Origin of the sequence: Polaromonas sp. AET17H-212, from assembly GCF_002379085.1 — a bacterium.
Taxonomy (GTDB): Bacteria; Pseudomonadota; Gammaproteobacteria; order Burkholderiales; family Burkholderiaceae_C; genus Polaromonas.
Genome location: NZ_NBZW01000023.1, coordinates 58,127 through 74,642, shown reverse-complemented (window position 1 = coordinate 74,642; position 16,516 = coordinate 58,127). Strand labels below are relative to the sequence as shown.

The following is a 16,516-nucleotide window of genomic DNA, read 5'->3' as shown; positions in this document are numbered from 1 at the left end:
CCAGCGCGTTACACGGGCAGGCCGTCGCAGTGCGTGCGCGGGATGGCCAGGACGGCGTGTTTGATGTCTATTTCGCACACCACCATTGCCTGGAAATTGACTTGAGACAGCCGGCTGTGGATTAATTCAAACCGTCAACCATGTCCCCGCACACCTGTCCACCATGTGTCCGGTCTATACAGCGAAGCAAAGACAAAGTGCCTCGCCCGCCGGGGCGAGACCCGGTTTGTCCGATGCACCCGAAAGGCGCAGGCTTGCAAAGGCCAGCCCCTTACTTCCCCATCAACTGATTCAACTTCTCAGCCTCAAAGGTCTCCTGCAGCGCCGCATCGTCCGGCACGCAGTCCCGGTGCGTCTTGCCGCTTTCAGACAGCTTCTCGATCGCCTGCCAAAGCAGCGCAATCTGGTGCTCCTGCGAGGAAGCGTTGTCGATCAGGCCCTTCATGGCCTGGGACACCGGATCGTCTTCCAGCGTGATGCCGTAAGCCGAGAACTTGTTCTGCGCCGTCGTCACATCCGCACTCTCGCCAGTTTTGGAGGGGATGATGCGCGCCGGGATGCCGACCGCCGTCGCGCCGGCCGGCACCGGCTTGATCACCACCGCGTTGCTGCCGATCTTGGCGCCGTCGCCGACCAGAAAACCGCCCAGCACCTTGGCGCCGGCGCTCACCACCACGTTTTTGCCGAGGGTCGGGTGGCGCTTTTCGCCCTTGTAGAGCGAGGTGCCGCCCAGGGTCACGCCCTGGTAAATCGTGCAGCCGTCGCCGATTTCGGCGGTTTCGCCGACCACCACACCCATGGCATGGTCGAAAAACACGCGCTCGCCGATGATGGCGCCGGGGTGGATTTCAATGCCGGTCAGCCAGCGCGCGATCTGCGAGATGAAGCGCCCCAGCCATTTGAGCTCGTGGGTCCAGCACCAGTGCGCCCCCCGGTGAAAAATGATCGCGTGCAGGCCGGGGTAACAGGTCAGCACTTCCCAGCCGCTGCGCGCGGCCGGGTCGCGCTCAAGAATGCACTGGATGTCGGAGCGGAGTCTGGAGAACATGCTGTGAGTTTATGGCTTGGCGGCTGACTCTGCTGGCGCACCCAGGCTGGCGCCAGCTTCGTGGGCTTTCTGGCTCATGGCCTTGGCCACGCCGCGCAGGATGTGGATCTCCTCGGGACTCAGCTGCGCGCGGTTGAACAGCTGGTTCAGCCGCGGCATCAGTTTTTTGGGTGAGGCCGGGTCCAGGAAACCGATGTCGGCAAGCGCCTGCTCCCAGTGCCCGAGCATGCCGGCCACAGCGGCGGCATCGGCCAGCCGGGGTTCGGGTGTGGCCGCCTGCACGCCAAAGCCGCCCAGCGCCTCGCGCCAGTCATAGGCAATCAGCTGCACGGCGGCGGCCAGGTTCAGGGAGCCGAACTTCGGATCGGTCGGAATGCTGAGCGCCACGTGGCAGCGGTAAACGTCTTCGTTTTGCATGCCAAAACGCTCGGAACCGAACAAAAAGGCCACACCCTCCAGTTTTGAAGCGAAATCGGCCACCAGCCCAGCATTGACGGGCGCAGACAGCTCCTGATTAGATAGCATTTTGGGGCCACCCAGCAGGGCCGCAAAGTGCTCGCGCGGCGACCGCGTGGGCGGGCCGAAGTCGCGCGGCGTCATGGCCGTGGCGCACAAATGCGTCATGCCGTCCAGCGCCTCGTCCAGCGTGGCGACAATGCGGGCGTTTTTCAGCACGTCCAGCGCCCCGCTGGAACGCTGGATGGTTTCCTCGCGCCTGAGCACATTGTCCCAGCGCGGCGCCACCAGCACCAGGTCGCCGAAGCCCATGACTTTCATGGCACGCGCGGCGGCGCCCACGTTGCCGGCGTGGCTGGTGTTGATCAGGATAAAGCGCGTTTTCATGGATAAAAAGCCGGGTAACCGGCCCGAGCCGGTAAAATGGCGTTATTGTCGCCTGCCCCGGTTACCGGGCCGCAGCCCTTCCGCTCTTTCTTAGCCCTATATGTCCAGCAATCTCCACCCCATGCTCAATGTGGCCGTCAAGGCTGCACGCGCCGCCGGCGCCATCATCAACCGTGCTGCGCTTGATGTGGAAGCGGTCCGTGTCTCGGCCAAGCAGACCAACGATTTCGTCACCGAAGTCGACCATGCGGCCGAAGCAATCATCATCGAGACGCTGCTGACCGCCTACCCGGGCCACGGCATCCTGGCCGAAGAGTCGGGCAGCGAACACGGCGCCAAGGATTCCGAATTCGTGTGGGTTATCGACCCGCTGGACGGCACCACCAACTTCATCCACGGCTTCCCGTTTTACTGCGTGAGCATTGCCCTGACTGTGCGCGGCAAGGTCGAGCAGGCGGTGGTGTATGACCCCAACCGCAACGACATTTACAGCGCCAGCAAGGGCCGCGGCGCCTACGTCAACGACCGCCGCATCCGGGTGGCCAAACGCACGCGCCTGCAGGAATGCCTGATTTCCACCGGTTTTCCCTACCGCCCCGGCGACAAGCTCAAGCCCTACCTCCACATGCTCGGTGAAGTCATGAGCCAGTGCGCCGGCGTGCGCCGCCCGGGCGCAGCCGCCCTCGACCTGGCCTATGTGGCCGCCGGTTTCAGCGACGGCTTTTTTGAAAGCGGCCTGCAGCCCTGGGACGTGGCGGCCGGCTCGCTGCTGGTCACCGAAGCCGGTGGCCTGATCGGCAACTTCACCGGTGAATCCGACTTCATGGACCACGGCGAATGTGTGGCCGGCAATCCGCGCATTTACGGCCAGTTGGTGACCACGCTTGGCAAGTACAGCAAATTTGCGGGCGCCGGCGACAAGGCCAGCGTGCGCCAGGCCGTGCTCGATGCCGCCCTGCCTGACGAGGCCGCCGCGCCCAGCCAGACCCTGTCCGTGCCGCGTGCGCCGCGGGCCGTCAAAGCCGCCGCAAGCGAAGCCGGCGACAGCGAAACCAGCTGAGCCGGGACAGCTACCGCTTGTTGGGGTATTTTTGACGTTTTTTTTCGTTACGGTCTGACACACTCAAGGGGCGGCCGCCTACAGCGGCGGCACGGGTGAAAAACAATGTCAGTTACCATCAAAACATCACTGAAACGCAGGGGTTGGCAGCAACGGCGCAGCGCCCCGACACCCTGAAAATCCATGTCTACTACCACGATGCCCGAATCCTCCCTCCAAACCTCTGCCGTGCCTGCAGCCGATGCTGCACTGATGCGTGAAGTAGCCGAACTGGTGGTCACTTCCCTGAACCTGGAAACCGCTGCCGCGGACATCCTGCCCGATGAGCCGCTGTATGGCGAAGGCCTCGGGCTCGACTCCATCGACATCCTGGAAATCGCGCTGGTCCTGTCCAAGCGTTATGGCCTGCAGCTGCGCGCCGACCATGAGGACAACACCGCCATCTTCCAGTCGCTGCGCAGCCTGAGCGACCACATCGCGCTGCAAAGAACGAAGTGAAACCTGGCTTGACGGCAAAAGTGCTGCGCGGCGTCCGCTGGGCAGCCATTGCCGCCGTCTGCGCTGCCTACCCGGTCCTGGCGCACCTGGCATCAGCCGACCCCCACCCCGACCTGCTGGACGCCGCCGTGGCCATCGCGCCGCTGATCGCGCTGGCCCTCGTGCTGGCTTGGCGCTCGCCGCAGCGGCCCTGGCTGCTGCTGCTGTGCCTGGCCGGCTGCGCCCTGCTTTATGGCGTCAGCGGCTGGCTGGTGCAGCACTACAACTGGGTGTTTCTGCTGCAGCATGCCGGCATGCAGGCGCTGCTGGGCCTGGCCTTTGCGCGTACCCTGCGCGCCGGGCAGCAACCCATGGTTTCGCGGTTTGCCGCCATCATCCACGGCAGCCTGTCACCCGCCCTGGCCCGCTACACCCGGCAGGTCACTTGGGCCTGGGCCCTGTATTTCGCCGTCATGACCGCGCTGTCGCTGCTGCTGTTCTGGCTGGCGCCGGTCAACGTCTGGTCGGCTTTTGCCAATCTGCTGAACCTGCCGCTGCTGGTCGTGATGTTTTCTGCCGAATACGCGGCGCGCCTGTTGCTGCTGGCGCCATCCGACCGGGCCGGTCCGCTGGAAGCGATACGCGCCTACCGCCAGGCCAGTGCGGGCGGGCTGCCGCCTTCGTCCTGAACTGCCCGCCGCGCCCCCTGCAACATTTTTGCCAGCCTTGCCCATCCCATGACCACCTACGCGCTCCTCAGCCATGACCATGGTGACGACATCCTGGCCTGGCGCTATGGGGAAATCGTCACGGTCCGCCAGTACTTGGGCGATGTGAAACACCTGGCCGCAGCGCTGCCGCCCGGCAAACACATGCTCAATGCCTGCAGCGACCGCTACCATTTCGCGGTCGGTCTGGGCGCCGCCTTGCTGACGCAAAAGATCAGCCTGCTGCCACCCACCCACACGCCGGAAATGATGCGCCAGTTGCGCACCCTGGCGCCTGATTCGTTTTGCCTGTCAGACGCCCCACATGCGATCGAGCTGCCCAGCTTCGTCTACCAGGATGCATTTGCCAGCGGACTGCCGCACATCGACCCCGGCGCCCCCTGCGACATCCCCTTTCTCCCCGGCGACCAGGCCGTCGCCGATGTGTTCACCTCGGGTTCGACCGGCCGGCCGCTGCCACACCGCAAGACCTGGGGCTCGCTGGTGCGCAGCGCCCGCGGCGAGGCGCTGCGGCTGGGCCTGGACGATGCACCGCCCTGCACCATCGTTGGCACGGTGCCGCCACAACACATGTTCGGCTTTGAATCGACGGTCCTGCTGCCCATGCAAAGCGGCGGTGCCTTGCATGCCGGCCAGCCGTTTTACCCGGCCGACATCGTCAGCGCTGTCAAGGCCGTGCCGCGCCCGCGCGTGCTGGTCAGCACCCCCGTGCATCTGCGCGTGCTGCTGGCCTCCAACATAGAGCTACCCGCGCTGGACCTCGTGGTGTCGGCCACGGCGCCCATGGCCCCCCAGCTTGCGCAAAGCTGCGAAGCCCGTTTTGAGGCCCCGTTGTTCGAGATTTACGGCTCCACCGAAACCGGCCAGATCGCATCGCGGCGCACCGCGAAAACCGCCCAGTGGGAGCTGTTTCCGCTGGTGACCCTGACACCGCACGATGAGCGCATGTGGGCCTGCGGCGGCCACGTCGAACAGGTGGTGCCGCTCAACGATGTGCTGCAGGCCATCGACAACCGCCATTTCCTGCTGCACGGTCGCCTCGAGGACCTGGTCAATATCGCCGGCAAGCGCAACTCGCTGGCCTACCTGAACCATCACCTCAACAGCATTCCTGGCGTGCTCGACGGCGCGTTTTTCATGCCCGACGACAGCGGCCACGAGGCCGTGGTGCGGCTGATGGCGTTTGTCGTGGCCCCGGGCATGACGGCCGCCGTCGTGCAGGCCGCGCTGAAGGAACGGATAGACACCATCTTCCTGCCGCGGCCGCTGGTCCTGCTCGACGCCCTGCCGCGCAACGCCACCGGCAAGCTGCCGCGTGATGTCCTCGAAGCGCTGGCGCGCCTCCACCAGAGCCCCGCCGCACAAGAAAGCCCGCCCCGTGCAGACTGAAGCCACAACGGTCTGTTTTGCTGCCGGTCATCCCGCTTTTGCCGGGCACTTCCCGGGCAAACCCATGGTGCCGGGCGTGCTGCTGCTCGATGCCGCCCTGCACGCCGCCACGCAGGTGCGCATGCGCGCGGGGAACGGCCAGGGCCACGCACTGCGCTGCCAGATCAGCTCGGCCAAATTCCTCAGCCCGGTGCTGCCCGGCGAGACGCTGACGATCTCCTGCCTGCCCACCCCCGCAGGGCAGACGCGTTTTGACATCTCCGCCGGCGGCCGACAGGTGGCCACCGGCAGCTTTGCCTTCGAAAGTGTCCCATGAGCCAGGCGCCGACCGGTTCGTCCGGCGCGGGTCGCCAGGCCGCCTGGCGCGACCGCCCGGAGCGCAGCAACATGCTGATGCTGCGCGTGATGACCTGGATTTCGCTGCGCCTGGGCCGCAGTGCGGGCCGCTTCGTGCTGTACGGCATTGCCGCCTACTTTCTGGTGGCCAACGCGGCCGCGCGCCGCGCATCGCGCAACTACCTGCACCGCGCGCTGGCGCTGCCGGCGGGAGCGCGGGTCGCCTGGCGCCATGTGTTCCGGCATTTCTTCAGCTTCGCCTCGGTGATCCACGACCGGGTCTACCTGATCAACGATCGCTTCGGCCTTTTCGACATCCGCATCCACCAGGAACACCTGGTGAACGAACTCACGGCGGACCGCAAAGGCGTGTTCCTGATGGGCGCACATGTGGGCAGCTTCGAGGTGCTGCGCGCGATCGGCCGGCGCCAACCGGGCCTGCGCGTGGCCATGGTGATGTACGAGGAAAACGCGCGCAAGATCAATGCCGCCCTGAGCGCCATCAACCCGGCGGCGCAGCAGGACATCGTGGCGCTGGGTCATGCGGATTCGATGCTGCGCGTCCACGAACTGATCGAGGCCGGCAGCGTGGTCGGCATGCTGGCCGACCGCTGCCTGAACCGGGACACCACGCAGTCCGTGCCTTTTCTCGGCGCGCCGGCCGAGATTCCCGTGGGCCCGTTTCGCATGGCGGCCATCCTGCGGCGTCCGGTGCTGTTCATGGTCGGCCTGTATGGCGGCGGCAATCGCTACGATATCCATTTTGAAACACTGGCCGATTTTTCCACCATCCCTGCCGGCGGGCGCGAAGCGGCGGTGCAGGCAGCGATGGTGCGTTACGCCGAATTGCTGGAGCAGCATTGCCGCGCGGCGCCCTACAACTGGTTCAATTTTTTCAATTTCTGGCAGGCCGGCAAACCGGCACCTGCGCCCCAACCCGGTCCGACCCCATGAGCCCCAAGACTGATGCACCTCGCCTGACCACCCCGTCACGGACAGCCTGGCTGGCCGGCGCCGGCCTGCTGCTGGCCCTCAGCCTCAGCCCCGCCTTCGCCGCCTGGGATGTCACCCAGCTGATGCAGGGCCTGGCGAAAAACAAATCGGGCCGCGCCAGTTTTGTCGAAAAGAAATACATCGCCCTGCTCGAGGCCCCCGTAGAGTCGTCCGGCGAACTGCTTTACACCGCGCCCGATCGGCTGGAAAAACGCACGCTCAAGCCCAGGCCGGAGTCGCTGTTGATTGAGGGCGGCAGCCTCACCGTCGAACGCGGCAAGCGCCGCATGGTGCTGCGCCTGCAGGACTACCCGGAACTGGTGGCCTTCACCGAAAGCATACGCGGCACGCTGGCGGGCGACATGGTCGCGCTGCGGCGCGTCTACAACCTCGACCTCGAAGGTTCCGAGGAGCGCTGGACGCTGACCCTGCGCCCCATCGAAACAAAAATGCTGGAAGTGGTGCAGCGCGTCCGCATAGGCGGCAGCCACGCCGAAGTCCGGACCATTGAAATCGAGCAGACCGACAAGGACCGCTCGGTCATGGTGATCGACAAGCTGGCCGCGAAATGAGCCGGTTGTTCCGTCGCCAGTTCCTGCCGGTCTGGCTGTGGCTGGCTTTTTTGCTGGCCTGCGGCGCCATCATCAGCCGTACCCAGATCACCACGGACCTGTCGGCCTTTCTGCCGCGGAATCCGACAACCGAACAGCAGCTCCTGATGGACCAGCTCAAGGACGGCCTGGCCTCGCGCCTGATCCTGGTCGGCATCGAGGGCGAAGACGGGCCGGCCCGCGCCCGCCTGTCCAAAGAGGTCGCCCGCAGCCTGCGCGCCAACCCGGCCTTTGTCGCCGTCAACAACGGCGAACCGGTCAACAAGGAACGCGACCGCACTTACCTGTTCAACAACCGCTACCTGCTCAGCCCGCTCGTCACCCCTGAACGCTTCAGCGTCGACGGCCTGCACGCGGCCCTGGCCGAAAGCATCGACCTGCTGGCCTCGCCGGCCGGGCTGATGGTCAAGTCCCTGCTGCCGCGCGACCCGACCGGTGAAATGGTGCAACTGCTCGGGCAGCTCGACAGCGGCACGCAGCCGCGCCTGATCGACGGCGCCTGGGCGTCGCGCGACGGGGCCCGCGCCCTGATGCTGATGCAGACGCGCGCCGCCGGGTCCGACACCGATGCCCAGCAAAGCGCCATGGCCGCCATCCGCCAGGCCTTCGACACGGCCCGCCGGGACAGCCCCGCTGCGAAGCTGGTGATGACCGGCCCCGGCGTCTTCTCGGTGACCTCGCGCGAGGCCATCCAGAGCCAGGTCAGCCGCCTCTCGCTGATCAGCGTGGTGATCATTGCCACGCTGCTGCTGCTGGTGTACCGCTCGGTGACTGCGCTGGCGCTGGGTTTCCTGCCCGTCATCAGCGGCGTGCTGGCAGGCGTGGCCGCCGTCAGCCTGGGCTTTGGCGCCGTACACGGCATCACGCTGGGCTTCGGCACCGCGCTGATCGGCGAGGCGGTGGACTATTCCATCTACCTGTTTGTGCAATCCGAACAGGCGGACGCCGGACAGGAGAGCTGGGTCAAGCGTTTCTGGCCGACGATCCGGCTGGGCGTGCTGACCTCGATCTTCGGCTTTGCCTCGCTGCTGCTGTCGGGCTTTCCGGGCCTGGCACAGCTCGGCCTGTATGCGATTGCCGGACTGGTGGCCGCCGCGGTCATGACGCGGTTTGTCCTGCCGCATTTGCTGCCGGCGCAGTTCCGCATCCACGACGTCTCGGCGATCGGCCGCGTGCTCAGCCGGCTGACGCGGCGCGCCGCAGCACTGCGCTGGCCGGCGGTCGTGCTGCTGCTGGCCGCCTGCGCCGTCCTCGCCACCCATCGGGACACGCTGCTCAACGAAAAAATTTCCTCGCTGAGCCCGGTGTCGCAGGCCGACATCGCGCTCGACGAAAGCCTGCGCGCCGACATGGGCGCCCCCGATGTGCGTTACGTCGTGGTGATCTCCGGCAGCAGCCGGGAAGCGGTGCTGGTGTCCGCCGAGCGGGTGTCCGCGCTGCTGCAGACGCAGGTGGACCAGGGCGAACTCGCCGGGTTTGAAAGCCCCAGCCGCTACCTTCCCAGCATGGCAACGCAGCGTGCGCGCCAGGCCAGCCTGCCGTCGGCCGAGGTCTTGCAGCCGCGCCTGGCCCAGGCCGTCCAGGGCCTGCCGGTGCGCGCCCAGGTGTTCGCGCCCTTTCTGGCCGATGTGGAAGCCAGCCGCAGCCGGCCCCTGCTGCAGGCGGCCGACCTCGAACAGACCTCCCTGGCCATGGCGGTCGATGCACTGCTGCTCCAGCCCTCGCACGGCGGCTGGACCGCGCTGCTGCCGCTTCGGGCACCGCAAGGCGCAGGCATCCAGGCTGACCGCATCCGGGCAGCCCTGGGCAGCAACTCGCCGGATGTGCTGTTGGTGGACATGAAAACCGAATCCGACCGCCTGTATTCCGGCTACCTGCGCGAAGCCACGCTGCTGTCGCTGGGCGGGCTGCTCTCCATCGTCGTGCTGCTGCTGGTGGTGTTCCGCTCACCCACGCGCGTCCTGCGCGTCATCGCGCCCCTGGCCGCCTCGGTCGTCACGGTCACGGCGGGGCTGGCCCTGGCCGGCCAGCCGCTGATCATCCTGCACCTGGTGGGGCTGCTGCTGGTGGTGGCGGTGGGCTCGAACTACGCCCTGTTTTTTGACCGTCCCGAACCACTGACCCCCATCTCGCACCGCACCCTGGCCTCGATGGCGCTGGCCAACCTCACCACCGTCGCGGGTTTTGGCCTGCTGGCGTTTTCCAAGATCTCCATCCTGCAGGCCATGGGCGCCACGGTGGCACCCGGTGTCATCCTGGCTTTGGTGTACGCAGCGATTTTTGCGAGGCAGCCCCGTGAGCCCCAAGCCTGAGCCGCGCTGGCACGCCACCCCGCTGGTACGCGCCTCCCTGGCGCTGCACGGGCTGGCGCTGGTCACGGCCGTTGCGGTGCCCGGGCTATGGCCCTGGGCATTGGCCGTCGTCGTTGCCAACCACGCGCTGCTGGCCGGCGTCGGCCTGTGGCCGCGCAGCCACTGGCTGGGTCCGAACTGGTCGCGGCTGCCCGCGGCCGCGACCGCCCGAAACGAAATTGCCCTGACCATCGACGACGGGCCTGACCCGCAGGTCACGCCGCAGGTGCTGGACCTGCTGGACCGCTACGCCGTCCGGGCCACGTTTTTCTGCATTGGTGAAAAGGCCGCACGTTACCCCGAGCTGTGCCGGGAAATCGTTCGCCGCGGCCACGCGGTGGAGAACCACAGCCAGCACCATCGCCACAACTTTTCCGTCATGGGCCCGCGCGGCATGGCGCGGGAGCTGCAGGCTGCGCAGGACACCCTGGCCGCGATCACCGGCCGGCGTCCGCTCTTTTTCCGCGCGCCGGCCGGCCTGCGCAATCCCTTTCTCGAGCCCGTGCTCGCCCGGATCGGTCTGCAGCTGGCCAGCTGGTCGGTACGCGGTTTCGACACCCGGGTTGGCGATGCGGAGCGGGTCACCCTCAAGTTGCGGCATGGCCTGAAGGCCGGCGCCATCGTGCTGCTGCATGACGGCAACGCCGCCCGCACGCCAGGCGGCAGCCCGGTGATTCTCGAGGTCCTGCCCGCCGTGCTGGCCTGCGCTGCGGCGGCCCGCCTCAAGCCGGTGACCCTGGCCGAGGCCCTGGCATGAGCACCGCCCTGGTTCGCCCGCCAGCCCTGCCCTGGTACCGCCAGGCCGCGCAGCTTGTGCCCCGCGATCTGGTCCTCAAAAGCATAGGCATTCCGGCTTTTATTGCCGTGTTTTTTGCCGCCTATTTCTATGTGCTCAACAACCCCGCCTACCCTGTCACCGTGATGCCGGTCATATGGCTGGACCGGCTGATCGGCTTTGAGCCCATGGCCCTGTCGCTGTATGTGTCGCTGTGGGTGTATGTGTCGCTGCCGCCAGCGTTTCTGGCGAGCCGGCGCGAACTCCACATCTATGGGCTGGCCATGGCCGGCACCTGCCTGACCGGGCTGGCCATTTTCTATTTCTGGCCCACGATGGTCCCCGCCGCCGACATCGACTGGGCCCTCTACCCGGGCGTGGACTTCCTCAAGAACATGGATGCCGCGGGCAACGCCTGTCCGTCCCTGCATGTCGCCACCGCCGTTTTTTCGGGCTTCTGGCTGCATCACCTGCTGCGCCGTTTTGGCGCGCCGCCGTGGGCATGCCTGACCAATGCCCTGTGGTGCCTCGGCATTGTTTACTCCACGGTGGCCACACGCCAGCATGTGGCCGTGGACATGTGGGCAGGGCTCTTGTTGGGGACCTTCGCGGCCTGGTTGTCGCTGCGCCACGTGGTGCGTACCCGGGCCAACCACCATTGTCCCTACGTCGCTGTCTGACCGTCTCCTGGATCGCAGTTTTTCCGGCGGAATTTGCTAACATGACTTCACTTTTAGATCGGCTAGTTTTCTTCTGAACCCGCTCTGGCTCTCCCATTTCACCGCGACCAGCAGCATCGGTCGCGGCCTCCAGCAAACCCTCAACGCCCTGCGCGGCCAGCGCGGCGGCCTCGCGCCCTGCGCGTTTGACACGGTCGACCTGCCCACCTTTGTCGGTGAGGTGGCGGCGGTGGACGCCGTGGCGCTTCCCGCAGCACTGGCAGCGTTTGACAGCCGCAACAACCGCCTCGCACTGCTGGGCCTGATGCAGGACGGTTTTGCGGAAGCCGTCGCGGCCGCCAGCCAAAAATACGGCGCGCATCGCATCGGCGTCTTCATCGGCACCAGCACCTCGGCCATTTTGCAGACCGAGCTGGCCTACCGCCGGCTCGATCCAGCCACCGGCGCCTTCCCGCCCGATTTTTCCTACCGGACCACGCACAACACGTTTTCCGTGGCCGACTTCACGCGCCAGGTCCTGGCCCTGGCCGGTCCAGCGGTGGTGGTTTCGTCGGCGTGTTCGTCCAGCGCCAAGGTGTTTGCTTCGGCACACCGCATGATGGCAGCCGGCCTGATCGACGCCGCGGTGGTCGGCGGTGTCGATTCCCTGTGCCTGACGACGCTGTATGGCTTCAATTCCCTGGGCCTGATTTCCACCCAGGCCTGCCGGCCGTTCGATGTCGAACGCGACGGCATTTCCATCGGTGAAGCGGCGGCGTTTGCGCTGCTCGAGCCGGTGCCGGACCCGCTGGAGCCATTGAACGACGATGCGGTGCTGCTGCTGGGCATCGGCGAGTCCAGCGATGCCCACCACATGTCCTCGCCCCACCCCGAGGGCCTGGGCGCGCGCATGGCCATGCAGGAGGCGCTGGCCACGGCCGGGCTGGACGCAGCCGAGATCGACTACATCAACCTGCATGGCACGGCCACGCCGAGCAACGACGCGGCCGAAACCCGGGCCGTGGCGGCCCTGTTCGGATCGGCCACGCCCTGCAGCTCCACCAAGGGCGCCACCGGCCACACCCTCGGTGCGGCGGGCGGGCTGGAGGCGGTGATCTGCGCGCTGGCCCTGCAGCACGGCCTGTTGCCGGCCGGCCTGAACACCCAGCAGCTGGACCCGGCCCTGCCCCTGAACTACCTGCTGCACAACCGCGAGCAGGCCGTCCGACGCGTGTTGAGCAACTCCTTCGGTTTCGGCGGCACCAACTGCAGCCTGATTTTTGGCCGTGCCGGGTAAGACGACGATGACACATCCCGCATCCGCTGCACCGTCCCTCACGGTTTATGTCGAAGGCATCGGCCTGCTGGGCCCGGGCCTGTCGGGCTGGGCGCCCGGCCGCGAACAGCTGGCCGGCACTGCGCCCTACGCGTCGGCGCGCTGCGTGCTGCCGCTGCCCATGGCCCTGCCCCCGGCCGAACGCCGCCGCGCGGGCGCCGTCGTCAAGGTCTCGCTGGCCGTCGGCCAGGAAGCCGTGACGGCCTCGGGCCTGTCCGCCGCCGGGCTGCCCTCGGTGTTTTCATCATCGAGCGGCGACGCCATCAATTGCCATGAAATCTGCAGCGCGCTGGCATCGGGCGACAGGCTGATCTCGCCCACGCGTTTTCACAACTCGGTGCACAACGCCTCTTCCGGCTACTGGAGCATCTCCAGCGGCTCCATGGCGACGTCCTCCGTGCTGTGCGCCTACGATGGCAGCTTTGCGGCCGGCCTGCTCGAAGCGATGGCGCAGGCGGTGGTCGATCAGACGGCCGTCCTGCTGGTCGCCTACGACACCGACTACCCCGAACCGCTGCACAGTGTGCGGCCCCTGCCGGACTCCTTCGGCGTGGCCCTGGTGCTGGCCCCGCAACGCAGCGAACGCAGCCTGGCCAAGTGGACCCTGGCACCGGCCACCTGCCTCACAGGCACCAGCGCAACCGCCATGACCGACAGCGCGCTGGAGCAGCTGCGCGCCAGCATTCCCGCGGCACGCAGCCTGCCGCTGCTGCGCAGTGTGGCCACGCAGGACGCCGGCAGCGTCGTGATCGACTACCTCGATGGTCTGCAGCTGGCGGTGCAGGTGGGACCATGCTGAGCGCCGCGCATCTTCCGGCCACCCTGCAGCATGAAGACATCGCGCGCCGCATTCCCCACCAGGGCACCATGTGCCTGCTGGACAGCGTCATCGCCTGGGACACCCAGCACATCCTCTGCCAGGCCAGCAGCCACCACGCGCCCGACCATCCGCTGCGGGCCCACGGCCGGCTCGGTGCCGCCTGCGGCGTGGAATACGCCGCGCAGGCCATGGCCGTGCACGGCACACTGGTGGCCGAGGCCCTGGCCGGCGCGAACGCCGCCACCACACCGCCGCGCGCCGGCTACCTGGCCAGCATGCGCAGCGTCACGCTGTTCGTCGACCGGCTGGACACGGTCGCGGACGACCTGACCATCCGCGCCGACAGGCTGACCGGCGACGACAACACCGTGCTGTACAGCTTTGCCGTGCAGGCCGGCGACCAACCCCTGCTCAGCGGCCGCGCCGTGGTGGTGCTCGACGCATCGGCGCTGGCGCTGCCTCCCTCCACCCCACCGCCCGCAGCGGCAGCGAGTCCCTCATGACCCCACCCCTCAAACGCGCACTGGTCACCGGCGGCAGCGGCGGGCTGGGCTCGGCCATCAGCCGGCGCCTGGCGGCCGACGGCTTTGCCGTCATCGTTCACGCCAACAGCCACCTGGCCACGGCGCAGGCCGTCGCCGCCGACATCGTGGCCCAGGGCGGCCAAGCCCAGGCCGTGGCTTTCGATGTGACCGACGCCGCAGCCACCGGCCAGGCCCTGCAAGCCCTGCTCGAGGACGGCCCGATCCAGGTGCTGGTCAACAACGCCGGCATCCATGACGATGCGGTGTTTCCCGGCATGCAGCTGGCCCAGTGGCAGCGCGTGCTGGATGTCTCGCTCAATGGGTTTTTCCATGTCACCCAGCCGCTGACCATGCCCATGATCCGGACCCGCTGGGGCCGCATCATCACCATCACCTCGGTCGCGGCCGTGGCCGGCAACCGCGGGCAGGTCAACTACTCGGCCGCCAAGGGCGCCCTGCACGCGGCCACCAAGTCGCTGGCGCTGGAAGTGGCGAGCCGCGGCATCACCGTCAATGCCGTGGCCCCCGGCATCATCGACACCGCCATGACCCAGGGCGCCTTCAGCAAGGACGTCATCGACCGCATGGTGCCGATGAAACGCGCGGGCAAGGCCGAGGAAGTCGCCGACCTCGTCGGTTTTCTGGCCTCCGAACGTGCGGCCTACATCAGCGGCCAGGTCATTTCCATCAATGGCGGCATGATCTGACCCCAAAACCGGCTCTTGTCCGATTGACGCGCGAGGCAAAGGGCATGAAGCTGGCTGATGCAGCGCCAAAGGCCATCGCCCTCAGGGTGAGCGCACGAGTCCGCTGACAGAAACGCCCCTTCCCGCAGGCATCCGCCTGCTCCTCCTTGTGCCTTGCCAGCACACACCCATGACTCACGCGGCGCGTCCAACTGACTTTCCAGCTCGAAAGGCGAATACCCCATGAAGACTTCCGAACCCGTTCCCGCGGCGCATGCACCGCATGGCCCGCTCACCGACTACTACCAGACCGAGCAGGACAGGCAAGCCTATTTACGCCGGATTTTTGACAACACCGCCGCCGACTACGACCGTATCGAGGCCATGCTGGCCTGGGGTACCGGTTCGCGTTATCGGCGTCAGGCCCTCATTCGCGGCGGCCTGAAAACGGGCATGCGGGTACTGGATGTGGGCGTGGGAACCGGCCTGGTTGCGGCCCAGGCCTGTCTTCTTGCCGGCGACCCGGCCTTGGTCACCGGGATTGATCCAAGCCCCGGCATGCTGGCGGCCAGCAAGCTGCCCAAGACCATGGTGCTGATGGAGGGCCGGGCCGAGTCATTGCCTTTCCCCGACAACCACTTTGATTTCCTGAGCATGGGTTACGCCCTTCGCCACATCAGCGATCTGGGGGTGGCGTTTGCAGAATTTCAACGGGTGTTGAAACCCGGCGGCCGCCTGTGTATCCTCGAAATCACCCAGGCAAAAAGCGGTCTGGGACAGTGGGTCCTGAAAACCTACATGCGGAGCGTGATACCGCTGCTGACACGGTTTGTTTCCCGGCAAAAAGAGACCGCCACCATCTGGCGCTACTACTGGGACAGCATCGAAGCCTGTGTCCCGCCGGAACAAGTCATGGCCACACTGAGCGCCGCCGGGCTGGTGCAGGTCAAGCAACACGTGGAAGTTGGCGTGTTTTCCGAGTACCAGGCGATCAAACCCTAGTGTTGTTGCCCGCTATCTGGAACCTGAAACCGTGTCTTTTGCGCCATGGCGGCGCAGAAAAGCGGGCGCCATGAGCCCCGCCACTCAAGAGCGGGACCAGCGCCGCGCCAGCAATACGGGCAGCCGCAGCAGAAAACCCAGGAACAGGCGTGAGTGCATCCAGCTCAGCAGCAGGTTGTCGCGCAGGTAGTTGAAATGCGAGACGCCGCCTTCGTCGGGTCGGAAGTATTTGACGCTGGCCGGCAGGTTGACGGGCTTGACGCCCAGCCAGCACATGCGCACCACCGCCTCCGGGTCGAAGTCGAAACGCCGCATCCAGCGCTGGCCGTGCATGACGCGCCGCAGCGGTGCGATCGGGTAGACGCGAAAACCGAACAGCGAATCACCGATGCCGGCCCACAGCGTTTCCAGGTTGGCCCAGCCATTGGAAACCTTGCGGCCGTTGACACGCAGGCGCGGCGCGTCGGCGGCAAACACCGGCATGCCCAGCACCATGACCTCGGGCTGCGCGCTTGACGCGGCCATGAATTTCGGAATCAGGTGGGCCGGGTGCTGGCCGTCGGAATCCATGGTCAGCACGTGGGTGAAACCCTGGGCCGCCGCCAGGTCCAGCCCGTGCAGCACCGCCGCGCCCTTGCCCACGTTGTGCGGCAGCACGACCACGCGCAAGCCCTCATCCTGCGCCGCCATGGCCTGCAGGCCGGCGGCGCTGTCGTCGGTGCTGCCGTCCACCACGACCCAGACCGGCGTCCAGTGGGCGCGCGCCGCGCGCACGGTTTCATAGACCTTGGGGCCGGGGTTGTAGCTCGGTATCAGGACCAGATGGGTGCGGGACGCACCGGGAGCAGAAACAGTCATCGTGTGAAAACCTGGACAAG

Annotated in this window: 16 protein-coding genes and 1 pseudogene; 14 read left to right on the top strand and 3 right to left on the bottom strand. The window is 66.8% G+C overall.

All coding sequences use genetic code 11. From position 1 onward, the window contains the following. Nucleotides 1–271: 271 nt before the first annotated feature. Entirely contained in the window at nucleotides 272–1,048 is a 777-nt protein-coding gene (gene cysE, locus B7G53_RS16865; RefSeq protein ID WP_096669797.1) for a serine O-acetyltransferase, read from the bottom strand. A gap of 9 nt (nucleotides 1,049–1,057) precedes the next feature. Beyond that, complete coding sequence (locus B7G53_RS16860; protein WP_096669795.1) at nucleotides 1,058–1,891, bottom strand: RNA methyltransferase; 834 nt, start codon at nucleotides 1,889–1,891, stop codon at nucleotides 1,058–1,060. 100 nt (nucleotides 1,892–1,991) lie between these two features. Here B7G53_RS16860 and B7G53_RS16855 point away from each other — a divergent pair, with 100 nt between their 5' ends. The 14 genes and pseudogenes from B7G53_RS16855 (at nucleotide 1,992) to B7G53_RS16785 (ending at nucleotide 15,638) form a co-directional block, all read left to right on the top strand. After that, nucleotides 1,992–2,951: an inositol monophosphatase family protein gene (locus B7G53_RS16855; RefSeq protein ID WP_096669793.1), complete on the top strand. Its 960-nt coding sequence runs from the start codon at nucleotides 1,992–1,994 to the stop codon at nucleotides 2,949–2,951. Between the two features lie 183 nt (nucleotides 2,952–3,134). After that, complete coding sequence (locus tag B7G53_RS16850) at nucleotides 3,135–3,449, top strand: phosphopantetheine-binding protein (RefSeq protein ID WP_441338991.1); 315 nt, start codon at nucleotides 3,135–3,137, stop codon at nucleotides 3,447–3,449. An 8-nt stretch (nucleotides 3,450–3,457) separates the two neighbouring features. Beyond that, complete coding sequence (locus B7G53_RS16845; RefSeq protein WP_141396366.1) at nucleotides 3,458–4,117, top strand: hypothetical protein; 660 nt, start codon at nucleotides 3,458–3,460, stop codon at nucleotides 4,115–4,117. 48 nt (nucleotides 4,118–4,165) lie between these two features. Next, nucleotides 4,166–5,861, top strand: a pseudogene (locus B7G53_RS16840) (AMP-binding protein). Continuing rightward, nucleotides 5,858–6,835, top strand: coding sequence for an LpxL/LpxP family acyltransferase (locus B7G53_RS16830; protein WP_096669783.1), 978 nt, complete (start codon nucleotides 5,858–5,860; stop codon nucleotides 6,833–6,835). Before B7G53_RS16840 ends, B7G53_RS16830 begins: the two are co-directional and overlap by 4 nt. Next, on the top strand, nucleotides 6,832–7,446 hold the full coding sequence (locus B7G53_RS16825) for a LolA-related protein (RefSeq protein ID WP_176491387.1): 615 nt from the start codon (nucleotides 6,832–6,834) through the stop codon (nucleotides 7,444–7,446). The genes B7G53_RS16830 and B7G53_RS16825 overlap by 4 nt, the downstream gene beginning before the upstream one ends. Next, on the top strand, nucleotides 7,443–9,797 hold the full coding sequence (locus B7G53_RS16820; RefSeq protein WP_096669781.1) for an MMPL family transporter: 2,355 nt from the start codon (nucleotides 7,443–7,445) through the stop codon (nucleotides 9,795–9,797). Before B7G53_RS16825 ends, B7G53_RS16820 begins: the two co-directional genes overlap by 4 nt. Then, the gene (locus B7G53_RS16815) at nucleotides 9,781–10,593 is read left to right on the top strand and encodes a polysaccharide deacetylase family protein (RefSeq protein WP_303621659.1); all 813 of its coding nucleotides are present in this window, start codon (nucleotides 9,781–9,783) and stop codon (nucleotides 10,591–10,593) included. The genes B7G53_RS16820 and B7G53_RS16815 overlap by 17 nt, the downstream gene beginning before the upstream one ends. Then, the gene (locus tag B7G53_RS16810; RefSeq protein ID WP_096669777.1) at nucleotides 10,590–11,291 is read left to right on the top strand and encodes a phosphatase PAP2 family protein; all 702 of its coding nucleotides are present in this window, start codon (nucleotides 10,590–10,592) and stop codon (nucleotides 11,289–11,291) included. The genes B7G53_RS16815 and B7G53_RS16810 overlap by 4 nt, the downstream gene beginning before the upstream one ends. Before the next feature lie 73 nt (nucleotides 11,292–11,364). Continuing rightward, complete coding sequence (locus tag B7G53_RS16805) at nucleotides 11,365–12,567, top strand: beta-ketoacyl-[acyl-carrier-protein] synthase family protein (protein ID WP_096669775.1); 1,203 nt, start codon at nucleotides 11,365–11,367, stop codon at nucleotides 12,565–12,567. Between the two features lie 7 nt (nucleotides 12,568–12,574). Next, nucleotides 12,575–13,405 (top strand): beta-ketoacyl synthase chain length factor, encoded by an 831-nt coding sequence (locus B7G53_RS16800; RefSeq protein WP_096669773.1) that lies wholly within the window; start codon nucleotides 12,575–12,577, stop codon nucleotides 13,403–13,405. Continuing rightward, nucleotides 13,399–13,929: a 3-hydroxylacyl-ACP dehydratase gene (locus tag B7G53_RS16795; RefSeq protein WP_096669771.1), complete on the top strand. Its 531-nt coding sequence runs from the start codon at nucleotides 13,399–13,401 to the stop codon at nucleotides 13,927–13,929. The genes B7G53_RS16800 and B7G53_RS16795 overlap by 7 nt, the downstream gene beginning before the upstream one ends. Continuing rightward, nucleotides 13,926–14,657, top strand: coding sequence for a 3-oxoacyl-ACP reductase FabG (gene fabG, locus B7G53_RS16790; RefSeq protein WP_096669769.1), 732 nt, complete (start codon nucleotides 13,926–13,928; stop codon nucleotides 14,655–14,657). The genes B7G53_RS16795 and fabG overlap by 4 nt, the downstream gene beginning before the upstream one ends. Before the next feature lie 222 nt (nucleotides 14,658–14,879). Beyond that, nucleotides 14,880–15,638, top strand: a complete 759-nt coding sequence (locus tag B7G53_RS16785) for a class I SAM-dependent methyltransferase (protein ID WP_096669767.1) — start codon at nucleotides 14,880–14,882, stop codon at nucleotides 15,636–15,638. An 84-nt stretch (nucleotides 15,639–15,722) separates the two neighbouring features. On the opposite strand, the gene B7G53_RS16780 is transcribed toward B7G53_RS16785, so the two are convergent. Continuing rightward, nucleotides 15,723–16,496 carry a glycosyltransferase family 2 protein gene (locus B7G53_RS16780; protein WP_096669765.1) on the bottom strand — a complete coding sequence of 258 codons (774 nt, stop codon included), beginning with the start codon at nucleotides 16,494–16,496 and terminating at the stop codon, nucleotides 15,723–15,725. Between the last annotated feature and the right edge of the window lie 20 nt (nucleotides 16,497–16,516).

Excerpts from the sequence above, each read along its gene's own strand:
- B7G53_RS16785 (WP_096669767.1), top strand. The coding sequence starts at position 14,880 with ATGAAGACTTCCGAACCCGTTCCCGCGGCGCATGCACCGCATGGCCCG.
- fabG (WP_096669769.1), top strand. The coding sequence starts at position 13,926 with ATGACCCCACCCCTCAAACGCGCACTGGTCACCGGCGGCAGCGGCGGG.
- B7G53_RS16800 (WP_096669773.1), top strand. The coding sequence starts at position 12,575 with ATGACACATCCCGCATCCGCTGCACCGTCCCTCACGGTTTATGTCGAA.
- B7G53_RS16810 (WP_096669777.1), top strand. The coding sequence starts at position 10,590 with ATGAGCACCGCCCTGGTTCGCCCGCCAGCCCTGCCCTGGTACCGCCAG.
- B7G53_RS16825 (WP_176491387.1), top strand. The coding sequence starts at position 6,832 with ATGAGCCCCAAGACTGATGCACCTCGCCTGACCACCCCGTCACGGACA.
- B7G53_RS16820 (WP_096669781.1), top strand. The coding sequence starts at position 7,443 with ATGAGCCGGTTGTTCCGTCGCCAGTTCCTGCCGGTCTGGCTGTGGCTG.
- B7G53_RS16850 (WP_441338991.1), top strand. The coding sequence starts at position 3,135 with ATGTCTACTACCACGATGCCCGAATCCTCCCTCCAAACCTCTGCCGTG.
- B7G53_RS16830 (WP_096669783.1), top strand. The coding sequence starts at position 5,858 with ATGAGCCAGGCGCCGACCGGTTCGTCCGGCGCGGGTCGCCAGGCCGCC.
- cysE (WP_096669797.1), bottom strand. The coding sequence starts at position 1,048 with ATGTTCTCCAGACTCCGCTCCGACATCCAGTGCATTCTTGAGCGCGAC.
- B7G53_RS16860 (WP_096669795.1), bottom strand. The coding sequence starts at position 1,891 with ATGAAAACGCGCTTTATCCTGATCAACACCAGCCACGCCGGCAACGTG.
- B7G53_RS16780 (WP_096669765.1), bottom strand. The coding sequence starts at position 16,496 with ATGACTGTTTCTGCTCCCGGTGCGTCCCGCACCCATCTGGTCCTGATA.
- B7G53_RS16855 (WP_096669793.1), top strand. The coding sequence starts at position 1,992 with ATGTCCAGCAATCTCCACCCCATGCTCAATGTGGCCGTCAAGGCTGCA.
- B7G53_RS16795 (WP_096669771.1), top strand. The coding sequence starts at position 13,399 with ATGCTGAGCGCCGCGCATCTTCCGGCCACCCTGCAGCATGAAGACATC.